At 72.5% G+C, this 16079-nt stretch carries 20 protein-coding genes; 11 read left to right on the top strand and 9 right to left on the bottom strand.

Features of this window, described 5'->3' with window-relative positions; all coding sequences use genetic code 11:
- Nucleotides 1–136 precede the first annotated feature (136 nt).
- Together ACVCAH_RS35560 and ACVCAH_RS35555 are read right to left on the bottom strand one after the other, a co-directional pair.
- Nucleotides 137–931 carry a GNAT family N-acetyltransferase gene (locus tag ACVCAH_RS35560; protein ID WP_447140603.1) on the bottom strand — a complete coding sequence of 265 codons (795 nt, stop codon included), beginning with the start codon at nt 929–931 and terminating at the stop codon, nt 137–139.
- Nucleotides 932–971: 40 nt separating this feature from the next.
- The gene (locus tag ACVCAH_RS35555; RefSeq protein ID WP_447140605.1) at nt 972–1796 is read right to left on the bottom strand and encodes an SDR family NAD(P)-dependent oxidoreductase; all 825 of its coding nucleotides are present in this window, start codon (nt 1794–1796) and stop codon (nt 972–974) included.
- Between the two features lie 128 nt (nt 1797–1924).
- On the opposite strand from ACVCAH_RS35555, the gene ACVCAH_RS35550 reads away from it, so the two are divergent.
- Nucleotides 1925–2881: an HpcH/HpaI aldolase/citrate lyase family protein gene (locus ACVCAH_RS35550; RefSeq protein WP_447140602.1), complete on the top strand. Its 957-nt coding sequence runs from the start codon at nt 1925–1927 to the stop codon at nt 2879–2881.
- Between the two features lie 52 nt (nt 2882–2933).
- Here ACVCAH_RS35550 and ACVCAH_RS35545 read toward each other — a convergent pair whose 3' ends face one another.
- The gene (locus ACVCAH_RS35545) at nt 2934–3449 is read right to left on the bottom strand and encodes a DUF4190 domain-containing protein (RefSeq protein ID WP_447140601.1); all 516 of its coding nucleotides are present in this window, start codon (nt 3447–3449) and stop codon (nt 2934–2936) included.
- 186 nt (nt 3450–3635) lie between these two features.
- Between ACVCAH_RS35545 and ACVCAH_RS35540 the strand changes: the two genes are divergently transcribed.
- Nucleotides 3636–4472, top strand: a complete 837-nt coding sequence (locus ACVCAH_RS35540; protein WP_447140604.1) for an SDR family NAD(P)-dependent oxidoreductase — start codon at nt 3636–3638, stop codon at nt 4470–4472.
- Here ACVCAH_RS35540 and ACVCAH_RS35535 read toward each other — a convergent pair.
- Nucleotides 4466–4957: a DUF4190 domain-containing protein gene (locus ACVCAH_RS35535; protein WP_447140600.1), complete on the bottom strand. Its 492-nt coding sequence runs from the start codon at nt 4955–4957 to the stop codon at nt 4466–4468. The two genes, ACVCAH_RS35540 and ACVCAH_RS35535, sit on opposite strands and share 7 nt — an antisense overlap.
- Nucleotides 4958–5133: 176 nt before the next feature.
- Between ACVCAH_RS35535 and ACVCAH_RS35530 the strand changes: the two genes are divergently transcribed.
- Complete coding sequence (locus ACVCAH_RS35530; protein ID WP_447140599.1) at nt 5134–6330, top strand: acyl-CoA dehydrogenase family protein; 1197 nt, start codon at nt 5134–5136, stop codon at nt 6328–6330.
- A 24-nt stretch (nt 6331–6354) separates the two neighbouring features.
- Here the strand turns inward: ACVCAH_RS35530 and ACVCAH_RS35525 are convergent, their stop codons facing one another.
- Both ACVCAH_RS35525 and ACVCAH_RS35520 read right to left on the bottom strand, forming a co-directional pair.
- Complete coding sequence (locus ACVCAH_RS35525) at nt 6355–6762, bottom strand: CoA-binding protein (protein WP_447140598.1); 408 nt, start codon at nt 6760–6762, stop codon at nt 6355–6357.
- A gap of 61 nt (nt 6763–6823) precedes the next feature.
- Nucleotides 6824–8710, bottom strand: coding sequence for an intein-containing Rv2578c family radical SAM protein (locus ACVCAH_RS35520; RefSeq protein WP_447140597.1), 1887 nt, complete (start codon nt 8708–8710; stop codon nt 6824–6826).
- 101 nt (nt 8711–8811) lie between these two features.
- Here ACVCAH_RS35520 and ACVCAH_RS35515 point away from each other — a divergent pair, with 101 nt between their 5' ends.
- Nucleotides 8812–9225, top strand: coding sequence for a thiol-disulfide oxidoreductase DCC family protein (locus ACVCAH_RS35515; RefSeq protein ID WP_447140596.1), 414 nt, complete (start codon nt 8812–8814; stop codon nt 9223–9225).
- A 1-nt stretch (nt 9226) separates the two neighbouring features.
- On the opposite strand, the gene ACVCAH_RS35510 is transcribed toward ACVCAH_RS35515, so the two are convergent.
- The 3 genes from ACVCAH_RS35510 to trxA all read right to left on the bottom strand — a co-directional run bounded on the left by ACVCAH_RS35510 (nt 9227) and on the right by trxA (nt 11074).
- Nucleotides 9227–10141, bottom strand: a complete 915-nt coding sequence (locus ACVCAH_RS35510) for an HTTM domain-containing protein (RefSeq protein WP_447140595.1) — start codon at nt 10139–10141, stop codon at nt 9227–9229.
- On the bottom strand, nt 10138–10578 hold the full coding sequence (locus ACVCAH_RS35505; RefSeq protein ID WP_447140594.1) for a hypothetical protein: 441 nt from the start codon (nt 10576–10578) through the stop codon (nt 10138–10140). Before ACVCAH_RS35505 ends, ACVCAH_RS35510 begins: the two co-directional genes overlap by 4 nt.
- Nucleotides 10579–10711: 133 nt before the next feature.
- Complete coding sequence (gene trxA, locus ACVCAH_RS35500) at nt 10712–11074, bottom strand: thioredoxin (protein ID WP_447140593.1); 363 nt, start codon at nt 11072–11074, stop codon at nt 10712–10714.
- A gap of 540 nt (nt 11075–11614) precedes the next feature.
- Here trxA and ACVCAH_RS35495 point away from each other — a divergent pair.
- The 7 genes from ACVCAH_RS35495 to ACVCAH_RS35465 all read left to right on the top strand — a co-directional run.
- Nucleotides 11615–12130: a MaoC family dehydratase gene (locus ACVCAH_RS35495; RefSeq protein WP_088997256.1), complete on the top strand. Its 516-nt coding sequence runs from the start codon at nt 11615–11617 to the stop codon at nt 12128–12130.
- Between the two features lie 94 nt (nt 12131–12224).
- A complete protein-coding gene (locus ACVCAH_RS35490) occupies nt 12225–12758 on the top strand; it encodes a hypothetical protein (RefSeq protein WP_447140592.1) in 534 nt (177 codons plus the stop codon).
- A gap of 62 nt (nt 12759–12820) precedes the next feature.
- A complete protein-coding gene (locus tag ACVCAH_RS35485) occupies nt 12821–13444 on the top strand; it encodes a TrmH family RNA methyltransferase (RefSeq protein WP_447140591.1) in 624 nt (207 codons plus the stop codon).
- A gap of 76 nt (nt 13445–13520) precedes the next feature.
- Complete coding sequence (locus ACVCAH_RS35480) at nt 13521–14207, top strand: DUF6758 family protein (protein WP_447140590.1); 687 nt, start codon at nt 13521–13523, stop codon at nt 14205–14207.
- A 116-nt stretch (nt 14208–14323) separates the two neighbouring features.
- Nucleotides 14324–14482 carry a hypothetical protein gene (locus ACVCAH_RS35475; protein ID WP_007455302.1) on the top strand — a complete coding sequence of 53 codons (159 nt, stop codon included), beginning with the start codon at nt 14324–14326 and terminating at the stop codon, nt 14480–14482.
- A gap of 6 nt (nt 14483–14488) precedes the next feature.
- The gene (locus ACVCAH_RS35470; RefSeq protein WP_447140589.1) at nt 14489–15358 is read left to right on the top strand and encodes a PH domain-containing protein; all 870 of its coding nucleotides are present in this window, start codon (nt 14489–14491) and stop codon (nt 15356–15358) included.
- Between the two features lie 103 nt (nt 15359–15461).
- Nucleotides 15462–16079 (top strand): SigE family RNA polymerase sigma factor (locus ACVCAH_RS35465; protein ID WP_447140588.1); only part of this gene is annotated, 618 nt, incomplete at its 3' end.

Raw genomic sequence — 16079 nt, 5'->3', positions numbered from 1 at the left:
GGCCGCCGTGGCGACCGGCTGTGCCACACCAAAGTGGCTGGTCAGAACCCATGTCTGCAAAATGTGGAGCGGGCAACCCAACGTTACGCCCGCTCAAAAACTTGACACAAACGTCGAGAATCTGGCGGCCAAGGATCTAGACCTCGCGCACCTCCAGCACGCGGGTGGTCGGGGCGGCGTCGCCGAGGGCCGCACGCAGGCCCGCCCGCTCCGGGTCGGCCAGGAAGGCGTCGTAGCCGTCGCGGGTGTCGAACCGGATCAGGTGCACCTCGGTGCCCCCGTCGCCGGTGCGCAACCGGCGCTCCACCCGCCCGCCGTGCCGCCCGAGCAGGCCGAGCACCGAGTCCTCGTACCGCTGGCCGGCCTCGGCCGCGTCGGCGGGGAACTCCACCAGCGCCACCAGGCGAACGGCGGCGGCCGGGGCGGTGACCAGCGACTTCCAGAAGTGGTGATCGACGTGACCGCCCGGGATGCCCTCCCGGCGCCCGGTGTCCAGGTAGCCGTTGCGGCGGTAGAAATCGGGCGCCTGGAAGGAGAACGACGACACCGAGACCTCGGTGCAGCCCCGCCGGCGGGCCTCCTGTTCGAACGCCCGCAGCATCCGGCCGCCCCAGCCCTCGGCCCGGCGGTCCTCGCGCACCCAGATCATGTTGATACCGGCGCAGCCGCCCCAGGTCCAGCCGGTCAACCCTGCGACCAGGTCGCCGTCGGCGGCGCTGACCCGGACGTTGAGCTCCGCCTCGTCGTGCGCGCCGGTCGCCCGGTTGTTGAACGCGGTGAGCTCCCGGTCCAGCCGGCCGGCCAGCTCCGGGTCGGCTGTCGCGAGCACCGTCAGCGTGTCGCCCGAGCCCGGCCGGGGGCCGTCCTGTCCGCCGGGGTCGGGGCCGGGGTCGGCGGGCGGTGTGGTCGCGGTGTCGTTCCCCGTCGTCATGCGGCGGAGTATGGCAGGGCCGCCCTCGGCCCGCGCGGTGCTACTCGGCGATGCCGACCGCCTCGGCGCTGGCCGTCCAGAGCCGGGCGGCCAGTCCGGGGTCGGCCGCCTTGCGCAGCGGCCGGCGCAGTTGCCGGTCGGCGTAGTAGCCGCCGTCACGCAGCCGGGCCGGGTCCTGGTTGGCCAGCCAGATCAGTGTCTCCGCGCCCTTCTCCGGGCTGCGGAACGGCAGCACCCGCATGCCCAGCGCGACCAGCCGGCTGTCGTTGCCGAACCGGGTGCGCACGATGCCGGGGTGGAAGCAGTACGACCGCACCTGCGGCCAGCGCCGGGCCGCCTCGGCGGTGAACAGGATGTTCGCCTGCTTGCTGGTGCCGTACGCGGTCATCGGACGGTAGCGGTGCAGCGGGGCGTTCAGGTCGTCCGGGTTCAGGGCACCGCTGCGGTGCGCGCCGGAGGCGGTCCCCACCATCCGGCCGACCCGGTCCCGCAGCAGGTTGCTGAGCAGGAACGGGGCCAGGTGGTTGGCCTGGATCGACAGTTCGAACCTGTCCACCGTGGTGAGCGGCTGGAGCACGATCGCGCCGGCGTTGTTGGCCAGCACGTCGATCCGGTCGTACGCGGCCCGCAGCTTCTCGGCCAGCCGGCGGACGTCGTCGAGCACCGCGAAGTCGGCCCGGAACAGCTCGGGCCGTTCCCCGGAGGCCTCCCGCACCTGCTCGGCCGCCACCTGCAACCGCGCGGGGTCGCGCCCGACCAGTACCACCTGGTCACCGCGGCGCGCCAGATCCACCGCCGCCGCCAGGCCGATGCCCGAACTGGCCCCGGTCACCACCACGAGTCGGCGCCCAGTGACATCTTCCACAGGTCCATTCACCCCGGTCATGGCGCGAGGTTACCGTGGCGTCACAAAGACCTTTGGGATCGTTAAGTTCTCGGATTCTCGTCAGCTGGCGTCGGCGTGCCCGCCGCACGCTGGAAGGAGCGCAATCGATGGCCGCAGTTGGGCGACCCCGCCGGTCCTGCCTCGCCGTACCCGGCTCCAGCGTCAAGATGCTCGGCAAGGCCCAGGGCCTCCCGGCCGACCAGGTCTTCCTCGACCTGGAGGACGCCGTCGCCCCGCTGGCCAAGCCGGACGCCCGGAAGAACATCGTGGCCGCGCTCAACGAGGGCGACTGGTCCGGCAAGACCCGGGTGGTCCGGGTCAACGACCTCACCACCCCGTGGACCTACCGGGACGTCATCGACGTGGTCGAGGGGGCCGGCGCCAACCTCGACTGCATCATGCTGCCGAAGGTGCAGAACGCGGCCCAGGTGCAGTGGCTCGACCTGACGCTGACCCAGCTCGAGAAGACCCTCGGCCTCGAGGTCGGCCGGATCGGCATCGAGGCGCAGATCGAGAACGCCGCCGGCCTGGTCAACGTCGACGCGATCGCCGCCGCCTCGCCCCGGGTCGAGACCATCATCTTCGGCCCGGCCGACTTCATGGCGTCGATCAACATGAAGTCGCTGGTGGTCGGCGCGCTGATCCCGGACTACCCGGGTGACCCCTACCACTACATCCTGATGCGGATCCTGATGGCCGCGCGGATGCACGACAAGCAGGCGATCGACGGCCCGTTCCTGCAGATCCGCGACGTCGACGGGTTTCGCGACGTGGCCAAGCGGTCGGCCGCGCTGGGCTTCGACGGCAAGTGGGTGCTGCACCCGGGGCAGATCGACGCCGCGAACGAGGTCTACTCGCCGGCCCAGGCCGACTACGACCACGCCGAGCTGATCCTCGACGCGTACGAGCACTACACCTCCGAGGCGGGCGGCAGGCTGGGCGCGGTGATGCTCGGCGACGAGATGATCGACGAGGCGTCCCGGAAGATGGCGCTGGTGGTCGCCGCCAAGGGGCGGGCGGCCGGGATGACCCGGACGTCCAGCTTCACGCCGCCGGCGGAGTAGAACCTGGTTCTCCCCGTGCCGCCCCGGCCACACCGGGGCGGCACGGTGCGTTTCAGTAGCTGCTGCCGGAGTCGGCCTGCGTGATGGCGAAGACGATGGCCACCACGTAGAAGAGGATCAGCAGCACCAGCAGGCCGGTGAGGATCCAGCCGACGATGATGGCGGCCTTCGCCATGCCCTCCCCGCCCTCGCCGGTCTGCCGGATCTGCTTCTGGGCAACGTGCCCCATGATGGCTCCGACCGGAGCGGTGATGCAGGACGCGACGCCGACCAGGGAGAGCACCAGGGCGGCGATCGCCAGGCCGTTGGTCTTCTGCTGCGGCGGGTAGCCGTAGCCGTAGCCCGGGTAGGGGGGCGGCGGGTAGCCGGGGGCGGCGTACGGGTCGCCGGGCTGGCCGGGCGACTTCATCCCGGCGTACGGGTCGCCGCCCGGGTACGGCTCGGCGGCGGTGGGCTGGGTGGGCACGGGCTGACCGCTGATCGGCAGGGTCGGATCGGCCGGTGGGCTCGACTGCTGGCCCGACCACGCCGGGTCGTTCCAGCCGCCGGACGGCGGGGGATAAGTCATTCGTCTACTCCGTAGGGTGCGGGTGCGCCGTCAGGGTAGTCACCGGGGGGCAAACCGCGTGGTCCCGCCACCGGGTGCCGCGTTGCCCGGGGGACCGCGACCGGGCAGGATCCTGGCATGGTGTTTGACGCGCGAGCGGCGGACCGCTCCGGCAGCCGACCGAGACGGGACGTGAGCCGTCCCGGCCTGGCCCGACGCAGCCGGGCGGCCGTTGCCGCCACCCCCGGACAGGACGAACCGGCGCCCCTGCCGGAGCCGGTGACCATGCGGCTTGACGGGCGGGTCGCCCTGGTGACCGGGGCCGGCAGCGCGGACGGCATCGGGTACGCGACCGCGCGCCGGCTCGCCGACCTGGGCGCCCGGGTGGCGATCGTCTCCACCACCCGGCGCATCCACGAACGCGCCGGCGAGCTGGGGGTGACCGGCTTCGTCGCCGACCTCACCGACGAGTCGGAGGTCGGCGCGCTCGCCGACGCCGTGGCCGAGCAGCTCGGCGACGTGGAGGTGCTGGTCAACAACGCCGGTCTGGCCAGCCGGGCCAGCCCCGAGGTGCTGCGCCCGGTCGCCCAGCTGAGCTACGACGAGTGGCGCGGCGAGATCGACCGTAACCTGACCACCGCGTTCCTGTGCAGCCGGGCGTTCATCGGCGGCATGGCCGAGCGCGGCTGGGGGCGGATCGTGAACCTCGCCGCGACGTCCGGGCCGGTCAACGCGCTGCCCACCGAGGCGGCGTACGCGGCGGCCAAGGCGGGCGTGGTCGGGCTGACCCGGGCGCTGGCGATGGAGATGATCGCCGACGGGGTGACCGTGAACGCGGTCGCGCCCGGCACCATCTACACCGCGGCGTCCACCATGGCCGAGATCAAGCAGGGCCTCGGTACGCCGGTCGGCCGGCCCGGCACGCCGGACGAGGTGGCCGCGGCGATCGCGTTCCTCTGCTCGCCGGCCGCCTCCTACATCACCGGCCAGATGCTGGTGGTGGACGGCGGGAACAGCGTCCGTGAGGCGCAGTTCCGTCAGTAGGTGGTGCCGTCGATGCCGGCGAAGGCGACCAGCGCGATCCAGCCGCAGCAGACGAGCAGGCCCAGCCCGGTGAAGACGTAGCTGAGGATCAGCCCCCAGGTGGCCAGCTGGTCGCCTTCCTCGCCGCTGGTGCGCAGCTGCCGCTTGGCCAGGTGACCGAGGACGATACCGGCGGGCGCGAACACGAACGCGAAGACCAGCGAGAGGATGGCCAGCACGTTCGTGGCGCCACCGGGGCGGGGTCCGCCGGGGGACGGCGGGCCGTACTGGCCGTAGGGCCCCTGCGGGGCGTACGGCGGCTGCTGCCCCCACTGCGGCGCGTGCGGCGGCTGGCCGGTCTGCTCGTACGACGGCTGTCCGTACGCCGGCTGCTGCTCGTACGACGGTGGCCCGTAGCCCGACGACGGCTCCTGCCCGGGCGGTGGCTCCCAGGGCGACGGCGGCCGGTCCGGATCCGGCGGGCCCGGCGGCGGTGGCTGGCTCACGATGACCTCCTCCTGCCGGTGGCGGATACGCCCCTCTTGCCGGACGCTACCGGTAGCGGTGAACCTTTTCACAGCGGTTGTGTGGACTGGTCACCTTGGCCTCGCCGGCCGCGCGGCCGATACTGACCGAGCGTTCAGTTACCCATGAGTAAGGCGCCGATCCCCCGGAGGCTGAGATGGCTCGACTCGCCCAGACGCCCGGCCTGACCGACGAGCAGCGGTCGATCCTGGAAACCGTCCGGGAGTTCGCCGACAAGGAGATCATCCCGCACGCCCAGCGGCTCGAGCACGCCGACGAGTACCCCACCGACATCCTCGACGGGATGCGCGAGATGGGGCTGTTCGGCCTGACCATCGCCGAGGAGTACGGCGGCCTGGGCGAGTCCCTGCTGACCTACGCCCTGGTGGTCGAGGAACTGTCCCGGGGCTGGATGTCGATCTCCGGCATCGTCAACACCCACTTCATCGTGGCGTACCTGGTCTCGCAGCACGGCTCGGCCGAGCAGAAGGCCCGGCTGCTGCCGAGGATGGCCACCGGCGAGGTGCGCGGCGCCTTCTCCATGTCCGAGCCCGAGTGCGGGTCCGACGTCTCCGCGATCAAGTCGAAGGCGGTCCGCGACGGCGACAACTACGTCCTCAACGGCCAGAAGATGTGGCTGACCAACGGGGCCTACTCGTCGGTGGTGGCCACCCTGGTCAAGACCGACACCGGCGCCGACTCGGTCTACGGCAACATGAGCACCTTCCTGCTGGAGAAGGAGCCCGGCTTCGGCGAGACCGCGCCCGGCCTGACCATCCCCGGCAAGATCGACAAGATGGGCTACAAGGGCGTCGAGACCACCGAGATGGTCCTCGACGGGGTGACCGTGCCCGCCTCGGCCGTGCTCGGCGGCGCGGAGAAGGTCGGCCGCGGCTTCTACCAGATGATGGACGGCATCGAGGTCGGCCGGGTCAACGTGGCCGCCCGCGCCTGCGGCATCTCTATCCGCGCCTTCGAACTCGCCGTCGCGTACGCCCAGCAGCGCCGCACCTTCGGCCAGCCGCTCGCCAAGCACCAGGCCGTCGCGTTCAAGCTCGCCGAGATGGGCACGAAGATCGAGGCCGCGCACGGCCTGATGGTCAACGCCGCCCGGCTCAAGGACGCCGGCCAGCGCAACGACGTCGAGGCCGGCATGGCCAAGCTGCTCGCCTCGGAGTACTGCGCCGAGGTGGTGCAGGAGGCGTTCCGCATCCACGGTGGCTACGGCTACTCCAAGGAGTACGAGATCGAGCGGCTGATGCGGGAGGCCCCGTTCCTGCTCATCGGTGAGGGCACCTCGGAGATCCAGAAGACGATCATCTCCCGCGGCCTGCTCAAGGAGTACAAGCTCTGACGGCGGGCGGCGCCCGCCGCCGGCTCAGCTCAGCCGGGTGAGGCCGGCGGCGGCCCGCTCCACGATCAGGCAGCGGTCCTCGACGTAGTCGATGCCGGCCTCCTCGGCGATCCGCCGCGCCTCCGGCGAGACGATGCCGAGCTGCAACCAGACCGCTGGCGCGCCGATCGACACCGCCTCCCGGACCACCTCGACCGCGTCCTCGGCCGGCCGGAACACGTCGACCAGGTCGACCGGGTGCGGGATCTCGGAGAGCGAACGGTAGGCCCGCTCGCCGAAGAGTTCGTCGACGGTCGGGTTGACCGGGATGATCCGCCAGCCGTACCGCTGCATCTGCAGCGGCACGCCGTGCGCGGCCTTGCGGGGGTCGCGGGACGCACCCACGACGGCGATCACGGCGGAGTCGGCGAGGATCTGCTGAGCGGAGCGCACCCGCCGACTCTAACTCCGCCGGGACGGGGCCGTCGCCGCGTGGCCGGCAACAGGTGGCGCCTCACAGCAGGGTCAGTTGCTCGACGGCCGGGGGCGGCGGCGGGTCGGGCAGGCGGCGGTTGTCGCCGCGCTCGCCCCGGTGCAGGCCGTGCCGCCGGGCGGCGATCCGCACCCGCGCGGTCAGTTCCCGCTGGTAGGCCTGGGGCGCGTAGGCGCCGGAGCGGTAGAGCTCGCGGTAGCGGGGCACCAGGTGCGGGAACTCCCGGCCGAGCCAGCGGGCGTACCACTCGCGGGCGCCGGGGCGCAGGTGCAGTGCCAGCGGGGTGACGCTGGCCGCGCCCGCCGCCGCGATCGCCGACACGGTCGCCTCGATCGACCCGTCGTCGTCGCTGAGCCCGGGCAGGATCGGCGCCATCAGCACGCCCACCTCGAAGCCCGCGTCGGTGAGCGCCCGGACCGCGTCCAGCCGGCGGCGCGGGCTGGGCGTGCCCGGCTCCACGGCCCGCCAGAGCCGCTCGTCGACGAAGCCGACCGAGTAGGAGACACCGACCCGGGTCACCTCGGCGGCCTGCCGCAGCAGCGGCAGGTCCCGCAGGATCAGGGTGCCCTTGGTGAGGATCGAGAACGGGTTGGCGAAGTCCCGCAGCGCCGCGATGATCTGCGGCATCAGCTGGTAGCGCCCCTCGGCCCGCTGGTAGCAGTCGACGTTGGTGCCCATCGCGATGTGCGCGCCCCGCCAGCGCGGCGCGGCCAGCTCCCGCCGGACCAGCTCACCGGCGTTGACCTTGACGATCACCTTCCGGTCGAAGTCCGCTCCCGCGTCGAGGTCGAGGTAGGTGTGGGTGTTCCGGGCGAAGCAGTTGTGGCTCACCACGCCGTTGGCGATGAAGTCGCCGGTGCCGGTGGTGATGTCCCACAGCGGCAGCTCCAACCCGAGCGGCTCGACGGCCGTGACCCGTGGTGCGGCGGCCTGGGGCACCCGGACGCCGGCGATGAGCCGCCCCGGCCGGCTCGCCGGCTCCGCCAGGTGCAGGAACCGCAGCCGTTCGCGCAGCCCGCCCGTCAACCGGAGCTGCCGGGGGCGGCCGGGCAGGTTGTGGTCCTCCCGGACGAAGGTGAAGCCGAAGCGTTCGAGCGCCGCCGTGACGCCGTGGAGGCGCTCGTCATCCGCGACGCTGATCCGCAGGGCGTCGCTGCTGCACCTGCCCCCGACGTCGAAGGCCCCCGCCAGGAAGCCCAGCCACCAGTCGTCACCGGGAGGCTCGGACGATTCGGCGCGCTCGCCACCGGAGGCGGGGATCGGGGACGAGCCGGACGGCAGGCCGTCGTGGCTCGTCGCGCAGCGGTAGCCGCGGCGGTGGTCGGCGGAACCCTTGTGCCCTTCGTGGAACCGGCCGGTGCCCACCAGCCGTTCCCCGCACGTCAGGCGCCGGCGCCGGCCCGGCTCCGGCGAGACGTATCGCCAGCCCTGATCCGACAGGAAGCGGTGGTCGCCACTGGTCACCAGGATGGTGCCGTCGTCCAGGGTCACCCGGTGGGCCGGCTTCACCGTCGACCACTTGGCCAGCACCGTCGTCACGACGTAGCGCCGGTGGGGGCCCTGGCGTCGTGTGCCGTAGATCCGGTCGCCGATCTCCAGGTCGCGCAGCAGCCTGGTGCGGCCGTCGGCCATCAGGATCGGTGTGTCGCCGGAGACGCAGTACACACACGCGTGGGAGCAGCCGCGGTAGGGATTGACCGTCCACTCGAAGGGGACGCGGGAGGCGCCGGGGACCTTGTTGATGATGGACTTGGCCTGCACCTCGTAGAAGGTCATCCCGGCGAAGCCGGGGGTGTCGAAGGTGCGGGCGACCGCGCCGGGCAGCGCCAGCGGCAGGGGTGGCGTCGCTGGCGCTGCCCGCCCGGGAACTCCCTCGTCCGGGGGAGCGGAGAGGTTGTCCCAGCGCATGGGCTCTATTCGAACATGCGTACGAGTCGAGCGCAAGCGACCCGCCGTGTTCCCTGCCACCTCGCCGCCGGCTCGGGCGGCGTCCGGGGGAGGATGGGGGCATGGAGAGGTCGACGTTCGTCTACGACGGGGACTGCGCGTTCTGCACCCGGTGCGCCGAGTTCATCGAGCGGCGGATCCCCACCGGCGCGCGGGTGGTGCCCTGGCAGTTCGCCGACCTGGCCGCGCTCGGTCTGACCGAGGCCGAGTGCGAGGAGGCGGTGCAGTGGGTCGGCGCCGACGGCTCCCGTGCGGCCGGCCCGGACGCGATCGCGAAGCTGCTCGGTGACAGTGGTCCGCTCTGGCGGGTCGCCGGCGCCGGGCTCCGCTTTTCGCCGGTGCGGACGGCCGCCTGGCCGGCGTACCGCTGGGTGGCGCGCAACCGACACCGGCTGCCCGGCGGCACCGCCGCCTGCGCGCTGCCGCAGGAGGCGCGGGAGCGCCTCTACGGCCCGGCCGGCCGCCCCGGCGCCTGACCTACGGCCCGGCCGGCTCCGCTACCGCCGGGCCGGCCAGTGGCGGCGCCGACGGCTCCGCCACGTCGGCGCGCTCCGTGGCGTCCGGTCCGCGACGGGCGGTGAGCCGGCGGGCCCAGACCAGCGGGCGGACCCGCTCCAGCGGCAGGAAGCTGGTCATCGCCGCCAGGTGCGGGGCGAACGAGATGGTGATGGTCGCGATGGTCACCAGGTGGAACGAGTAGAAGAAGCCCACCGTGTACAGCCGCCAGCGCTCCCGGAGCAGGAAGACCACCGGGCTGCCCAGTTCGAACGCGACGATGCCGAACTGGGCGACGATCAGCAGGTACGGCACGCCGGCGATCAGGTCGGCGAGTTCGGTGCCGCGCCGGATGATCGCCCGGGCCAGCACCGAGCCGGTCAGCCAGTCCAGACCGCCGAAGCGCAGCTTGGCCCAGGCGGCGAGGAAGTACGTGCAGATGACCGCGATCTGGGTGACCCGCAGCGCCCAGCCACCGGCCTCGGTGCGGGTCAGGTCGCCGTGCCGGGCCCGGCCGGCGGTGGGCAGCACCGCGAGCGCGACCAGCAGGCCGAATCGGTCGTGGTCGACCTTGCCGTAGCTCATCGCGACGAGCATCCACTCGAAGTAGAGCGCGAAGACCGACCAGCCGAGCAGGCGGGGCGCCCGCCCGGTCGCGGCGAGCAGGGCGAGCAGCAGCAGCGCCCAGAAGATGACGCCGACCACCGCCGGCGTCGGGGTGGGCAGCGGCAGCAACCGGCCGATCAGCAGCGGCTGGTAGAGCTCGCCGGGCACCGCGACCCGGGTGCGCACCCAGGGGGTGAAGACCACCAGGTCCGCGGCGACGAAGAGATAGATCAGCGTACGGAAGGCGGCCACCCGCCCGCGGGGGACCGGCTCGGTCAGCCAGCGGCTCATCGGGGCGCCTGCCAGCTCACCACGGTCTCGTCGGTCCACCGGCCGGTGGGGCGGCCCTCCCGGATGCCGTGCCAGCGGATCACGATGCGCACCTCGACCAGCCGGGCCGCGTCGGGGTTGCGTTCGGCGTACGCGTCGGCCACCTCGGCGAGCAGCGCGGGGTCGGCGGCGTACCGGCCCTGCTGGCCCTCGATCTCGGCCCGGCGGATGCCGGTGGCCTGCTCGCCCAGGCCGACCACCGCGCCGGTGACGTCGACGCCCTCGACCCGGGTGTCCGGGGCGGGGGAGTTCGGTGGGTTGGACGTCGAGTACATCCGGAACGGACCGAACGGGAAGTGGTCGTCGGTGCCCCAGACGGTGCCGGCCAGCAGTACGGCCAGGCCGAGCGCGGTGGCGGCGAGTCGGGCCGCGCGGCCGCGGGCGGTCAGAGTCTCCATCGGGTCGTGACGATACGCGACGCCGCGTGACCGGTGGGGTCCCTCAAAAGCCCTGGCCGCGCCGTCGTTCGGACGGCGGAGACGACGACGGCCGGGTCCCCGTGTCGGGGACCCGGCCGTCGTGGCGGTCGGCTCAGTGCTTGTGCTCGGCCAGCTGCTTGCGGACGTCGTCCATGTCGAGCGCCTCGACCTGCTCGATCAGGTTCTCCAGCGCCGACTCGGGCAGCGCGCCCGGCTGAGCGAAGACGATCACGCCGTCACGGATCGCCATGATCGTGGGGATGGACCGGATGTCGAACTTGGCGCCCAGTTCCTGCTGCGCCTCCGTGTCCACCTTGCCGAACACGATGCCCGGGTGCTTCTCCGACGAGCGCTCGTAGACCGGGGCGAACCGCTTGCAGGGACCGCACCAGTCGGCCCAGAAGTCGACCAGGACGATACCGTCGCCGCCGGTCACCTCGTCGAAGTTTGCCGTGGTCAGCTCTACGGTTGCCATGGGGAGTCTCTCCGATCACCGCGAAATAGCTACGTCTGGTGGAACGAGGACGTACCCCGTCGGATTCCCGCCTCAGGGGTGCGGAAACGTCCTCGGGCAGGTGATCTGCATCATCGACGGCCGTCTGTCGGATCGGCTCGTGCGCTCCGCAAGTGCAGTACGCATTTGCGTGACCCGACGTGATGGGAGCGTTTCCATAGAGATCGGCACGAATACCCGTGACGGATTGGTAACTTCGGGCTTGACAAGCGGGGATCCGGCACCCGGAGATCGCTGACGGCTCGACCCGGAGTAACCGAGCGTAGTGTTACAAAAAGATAAATGTGACCCCCGTCTCTGTCCGCTCCCGTTCGCGTCGGGCAGAATCTTCCGCATCAGAGCGTGGGCGGCGGGTGCCGGGGAGGGCCCCGCCGCTCATTGCGTCTCCCCCCGGGTCGGCCGGTGTGACATTTCCCCACGGCCCGCGCCCCGCCCATCGCCTTAACCCTCGATAAGGCATGCTGTGCCGAACTCCATCGCCGCCCGTCGAAGGGGACAAGGATGCAGTTCGGCCGCTACTACGAGGAGTTCGAGGTCGGCGCGGTCTACCGGCACTGGCCGGGCAAGACGGTCACCGAGTACGACGACCACCTCTTCTGCCTGCTCACCATGAACCACCACCCACTGCACATGGACGCGCACTACGCCGAGACGGCGAGCCAGTTCAAGCGGAACGTGGTGGTCGGCAACTACATCTACTCCCTGCTCCTCGGCATGTCCGTGCCGGACGTCAGCGGCAAGGCGATCGCCAACCTCGAGGTCGAGTCGCTGCGGCACGTGGCGCCGACCTTCCACGGCGACACCATCTACGGCGAGACCACGGTGCTGGACAAGCGGGAGTCCTCCTCCAAGCCGGACCGGGGCGTGGTCGCGGTGGAGACCCGCGGCTACAACCAGGACGGCACTCTGGTCTGCGTCTTCCGCCGCCGGGTGATGGTCCCCAAGCGGGAGTACGCGGCGAGCGCCGTGCCTGAGGGCGTCGACCCCGAGCGGCCGAGCTTCCCCGAGCCGCGCTGACCTCCGGCGCGACCTCTGGGTTCGCGACGCGACGCGACGGGCCCCTTCCACCCCGGTTCCGGGTGGAAGGGGCCCTTTTCCCGATCCGGGGCATATGCTGGCGCCGGAGGTCCCCATGAGCCACTCCCTCGCCGGAGAGCCGCCCTCTGCCGGTCGCCGTGCCGCACCGCTGACCACCGCCGTCTACTCCGCCGCCGAGTGGGATCTGCTGACCGACCTGCCCGGGCGGGTCATCGTGGCCGCCGCCGCGCCCGGTCCCGGCCGGCCCCGCCGGGGCGTCGCCGCCGGTCTGGCCGGCCTCGACGCGGTCGCCGCCGGCCGGGCCTTCGACAGCGACCTGGTCCGTGCGGTGGTCGCCGCGATCTACGCCCGGCACGACGGCGCGGCGCAGCCGACCCACGAGCTCACCGACCTGGTGGACCTGCTCGCCACCTGCCGCGCCGCGGTCCGGGTGCTGCACCGGCGGGCCGACCCGGCCGACTCGGCGGCGTACCGGCAGTGGGTGCAGTCGGTGGCCGCCCGGGTGTGCCGGGCGGCGCCGGTCGGCGTACCCGGGACCCTCGCCGGGGAGTCGCCCGCCGACCGGCGGTTCCTCGACCGCCTCGGCGCCGCGTTGGGGCTGCGCTGAGCCGCACCGGCCCCCGGGGTCACGCCGGCGGCCCGGTCGCCGGGCCGTACCCTCTCCAGACCGTGACCGGTGAGCAGCTCGACGTCGGCGTGGGACCCTGGCCCGGGGACCCGCCGGACGACCCCCGCTACGACCCCGTGCTGCTCGCCGAGGGCGACCGGCGCAACGTGGTGGACCGCTACCGGTACTGGCGGCGCGAGGCGGTGGTGGCGGACCTGGACCGGCGCCGGCACGACTTCCACGTGGCCATCGAGAACTGGCAGCATGACTTCAACATCGGCACCGTGGTCCGCAACGCCAACGCCTTCCTCGCCGCCGAGGTGCACATCGTCGGCCGGCGCCGGTGGAACCGCCGGGGCGCCATGGTGACCGACCGCTACCAGCACGTCCGGCACCACGCGACGATCGAGGAGTTCGTCGGCTGGGCGGCGGAGCGGGACCTGCCGGTGGTCGGCATCGACAACCTGCCCGGCTCCCGGCCGCTGGAGACCAGCACCCTGCCGCGGCGCTGCGTGCTGCTCTTCGGCCAGGAGGGTCCCGGCCTGTCCGAGCCGGCCCGGGCCGCCTGCGCCCAGCTCTTCTCGATCGCCCAGTACGGCTCCACCCGCTCGATCAACGCCGGGGTGGCCAGCGGCATCGCCATGCACGCCTGGATCCGCGCCCACGCCGGCCCGCCTCCGGACTGACGCCAGCCGCACCGAAACCGGCGCTCCGCTTGACGGACCGGCGGCGCGGGGTGACGGTGGGGATGTGAGTGTCGCGGTGAGTTGTCCCAGATGCGCCGGCCCGGTACGGGCGCCGGACCTGATGCACACCGAATCGCGCTGCCTGATCTGCGGGCCGGTCCCACCGCTGCACGTGCCGGAGCACATCGGAGCGGAGATCGTGGCCAGTGTGGTCGACCGGATCAACGCCGCCGCCGAGCCGCCGAAGCGGCCGGCCGCCCCGCTCTGGTGCCCGTGGCCGCTGCCGCCGGGCTGGACGATGACCGGGGTGGCGTACGCCGGGGACGACCGCACCGGCGTCCGGGCCACCGCCGTCGCCTGCGCCGGCCCCGCCCCACTCGGCGGCGGCCCCGCCGACCTGGTGTTCGTGGCCGAGGAGCCGGGCGTCGGCCTGGGCACCCGGCTGGCCGGCATGCCGGGCCCGGACCCGGGACCGCAGCTCGCCGAGGCGCTGACCGACCCCGGGCCGGGCCATCCGGAGCACGTTGGACAGGCCAGGATCAAGGTGGGCGGTCACCCGACTCCACTGTGGCTGGTGAATTCGCCCGCGGATCGAAGCGCGTACGCGGGCGAGGCTCGGGGAATGTGGCTGCATGCGATAGCCTGGCCGGCGAGTGCGGGACACCTGCTCGCGGAGGACGTCGTGCTACACGACCTGACCGAGTGGACGCCGCCCGAACTCGTGTACGGCGCACCGTCTCCGTACCTGCACGGGAGGGCTTGACATGCCTCCCGGAATGACGGAGAACGGACGCAGATATTCACTGTACGACACCACACTGATACTCTGGGTGCCGCTGCGGTAATGGGACCCGGCGCCGCGCGAGAGGATGGCCCGCCATGGTCAAGAAGGTCCTCACCTGGGCCGGAATCGCATTCTTGATCTTCTTCGTCGCCTACCGGCCGAACTCCGCGGCGGATGTGTTCAAGTCGCTGGGCGGCGGCATCATGGACATCGCTCAGGGGTTCGGCGACTTCTTCACCAGCCTCGTCGCCTGACCGCGCATGGGCAGCCCCTCCGGTCCACCCTTCGACCCCGACGACCCCGACCGGGAGCGCCGGGAGCGCGACACGGAGCCGATCCCCCCGTACCGGCCCGACGACGGGCCGGGCTACGGCTCCGGCCCGGGCCTCTCCGACGGCCCCTCCCTCTCCGACGACGCCGGCTACGGCGACGGGCCGGGCTACGCCGGCGAGGGCCGCTCCGGTCGCGCCTGGGTGCGTGACCCGGAGGCCGGCTACCCGCAGATCTCCGAGGAGGAACTGGCCGGGCTGCGCGCCGACGCCGCCGGCATGACACCCCGCCGGGTGCTGCCGCTGGAGGACGAGCCGAGTTCCCTGGTGGCCCGCTACCTCTTCCCCACCGAGCGCTACCGGGGCGAGTGGAAGCGGCACTGGGTGCACCTCTCCACGCCGCTGCTGATCGGCATCGCCGCCACCTTCGTGCTCGGCTATCTCTCCGGCTTCCTCGCCGGCCAGGACGTCGGCGCGCTCACCACGGTGGCCGTGCTGCTCTGGTTCGCGGTGATGGGCTGGGTGGCCTGGAAGGTCGCCGACTGGTGGTACGACCGGTTCATCCTGACCAACAAGCGGGTCATGGTGGTCAACGGGATCATCACCCGCCGGGTGGCGATGATGCCGCTGGTCCGGGTCACCGACATGAAGTACGAGCAGACCCCGGCCGGCCGCGCGCTCAACTACGGCACCTTCGTGCTGGAGTCCGCCGGCCAGGAGCAGGCCCTGCGCGAGATCAAGAACCTGCCCAACCCGAACGAGCTCTACCTGCGTGTGGTTGAAGAGATGTACGAGCCGCAGGCGGTCGAGGCGCGGCTGGGCAAGGAGGCCGACGAGGCCAAGGCCGACGACGGGGCGTGAAGCTTTTCGTCCGAACATCGGATGAACTGCGCACCTTTTGCCGTCGACCCGACCCGTCCGGACATGGCAGCCTGCCATGCAGGACAGGGGCGCGGAGGTGGATGTGGCGAGCAGGGACCCGCTGGAGGAGGAGTTCCGCGACTTCGTCGCGGCCCGGTCCGGCGCCCTGCTGCGCACGGCGTACCTGCTCACCGGGGACTGGGCCACCGCGGAGGACCTGGTCCAGACCGCGCTGACCAAGACGTACCTGGCCTGGAAGCGGCTCGGCGGGATCGAGGCCATCGAGCCGTACGCCCGCCGGGTCATGGTCAACACCTCGACCAGTTGGTGGCGGCGGCGCTGGCACGGTGAGCGCCCCACCGAGGTGCTGCCCGAGCGGGCCGGGGTCGACGAGATCGAGCAGCAGCTCGACCGGGACCTGCTCTGGCGGCACCTGCGCGCCCTCCCCGCCCGGCAGCGGGCGGTGCTGGTGCTGCGCTTCTACGAGGACATGTCCGAGGCGCAGACCGCCGCCCTGCTGGAGATCTCGCCCGGCACGGTGAAGAGCCAGACCTCCCGCGCGCTGAACACCCTGCGCCGCCGGCTCGGCGCCGAGGGGGCACTCGGCCTGCCCGCCGAGCCGGAGCCGACGCCGGCCCCGCGGCGGCCCGCCTCCGCCGGACGCCGTGCCGCGGCCGTCCCCGGCGCCCGCCGGGGTACCGCCGCGCCGGCCGCCCCGGGC

The organism is Micromonospora sp. LZ34 (genome assembly GCF_052981855.1).
This window is presented reverse-complemented; position numbering and strand designations above follow the sequence as displayed.

Excerpts from the sequence above, each read along its gene's own strand:
- ACVCAH_RS35560 (WP_447140603.1), bottom strand. The coding sequence starts at position 931 with ATGACGACGGGGAACGACACCGCGACCACACCGCCCGCCGACCCCGGC.
- ACVCAH_RS35550 (WP_447140602.1), top strand. The coding sequence starts at position 1,925 with ATGGCCGCAGTTGGGCGACCCCGCCGGTCCTGCCTCGCCGTACCCGGC.
- ACVCAH_RS35545 (WP_447140601.1), bottom strand. The coding sequence starts at position 3,449 with ATGACTTATCCCCCGCCGTCCGGCGGCTGGAACGACCCGGCGTGGTCG.
- ACVCAH_RS35530 (WP_447140599.1), top strand. The coding sequence starts at position 5,134 with ATGGCTCGACTCGCCCAGACGCCCGGCCTGACCGACGAGCAGCGGTCG.
- ACVCAH_RS35520 (WP_447140597.1), bottom strand. The coding sequence starts at position 8,710 with ATGCGCTGGGACAACCTCTCCGCTCCCCCGGACGAGGGAGTTCCCGGG.
- ACVCAH_RS35515 (WP_447140596.1), top strand. The coding sequence starts at position 8,812 with ATGGAGAGGTCGACGTTCGTCTACGACGGGGACTGCGCGTTCTGCACC.
- ACVCAH_RS35510 (WP_447140595.1), bottom strand. The coding sequence starts at position 10,141 with ATGAGCCGCTGGCTGACCGAGCCGGTCCCCCGCGGGCGGGTGGCCGCC.
- ACVCAH_RS35505 (WP_447140594.1), bottom strand. The coding sequence starts at position 10,578 with ATGGAGACTCTGACCGCCCGCGGCCGCGCGGCCCGACTCGCCGCCACC.
- trxA (WP_447140593.1), bottom strand. The coding sequence starts at position 11,074 with ATGGCAACCGTAGAGCTGACCACGGCAAACTTCGACGAGGTGACCGGC.
- ACVCAH_RS35495 (WP_088997256.1), top strand. The coding sequence starts at position 11,615 with ATGCAGTTCGGCCGCTACTACGAGGAGTTCGAGGTCGGCGCGGTCTAC.
- ACVCAH_RS35490 (WP_447140592.1), top strand. The coding sequence starts at position 12,225 with ATGCTGGCGCCGGAGGTCCCCATGAGCCACTCCCTCGCCGGAGAGCCG.
- ACVCAH_RS35475 (WP_007455302.1), top strand. The coding sequence starts at position 14,324 with ATGGTCAAGAAGGTCCTCACCTGGGCCGGAATCGCATTCTTGATCTTC.
- ACVCAH_RS35470 (WP_447140589.1), top strand. The coding sequence starts at position 14,489 with ATGGGCAGCCCCTCCGGTCCACCCTTCGACCCCGACGACCCCGACCGG.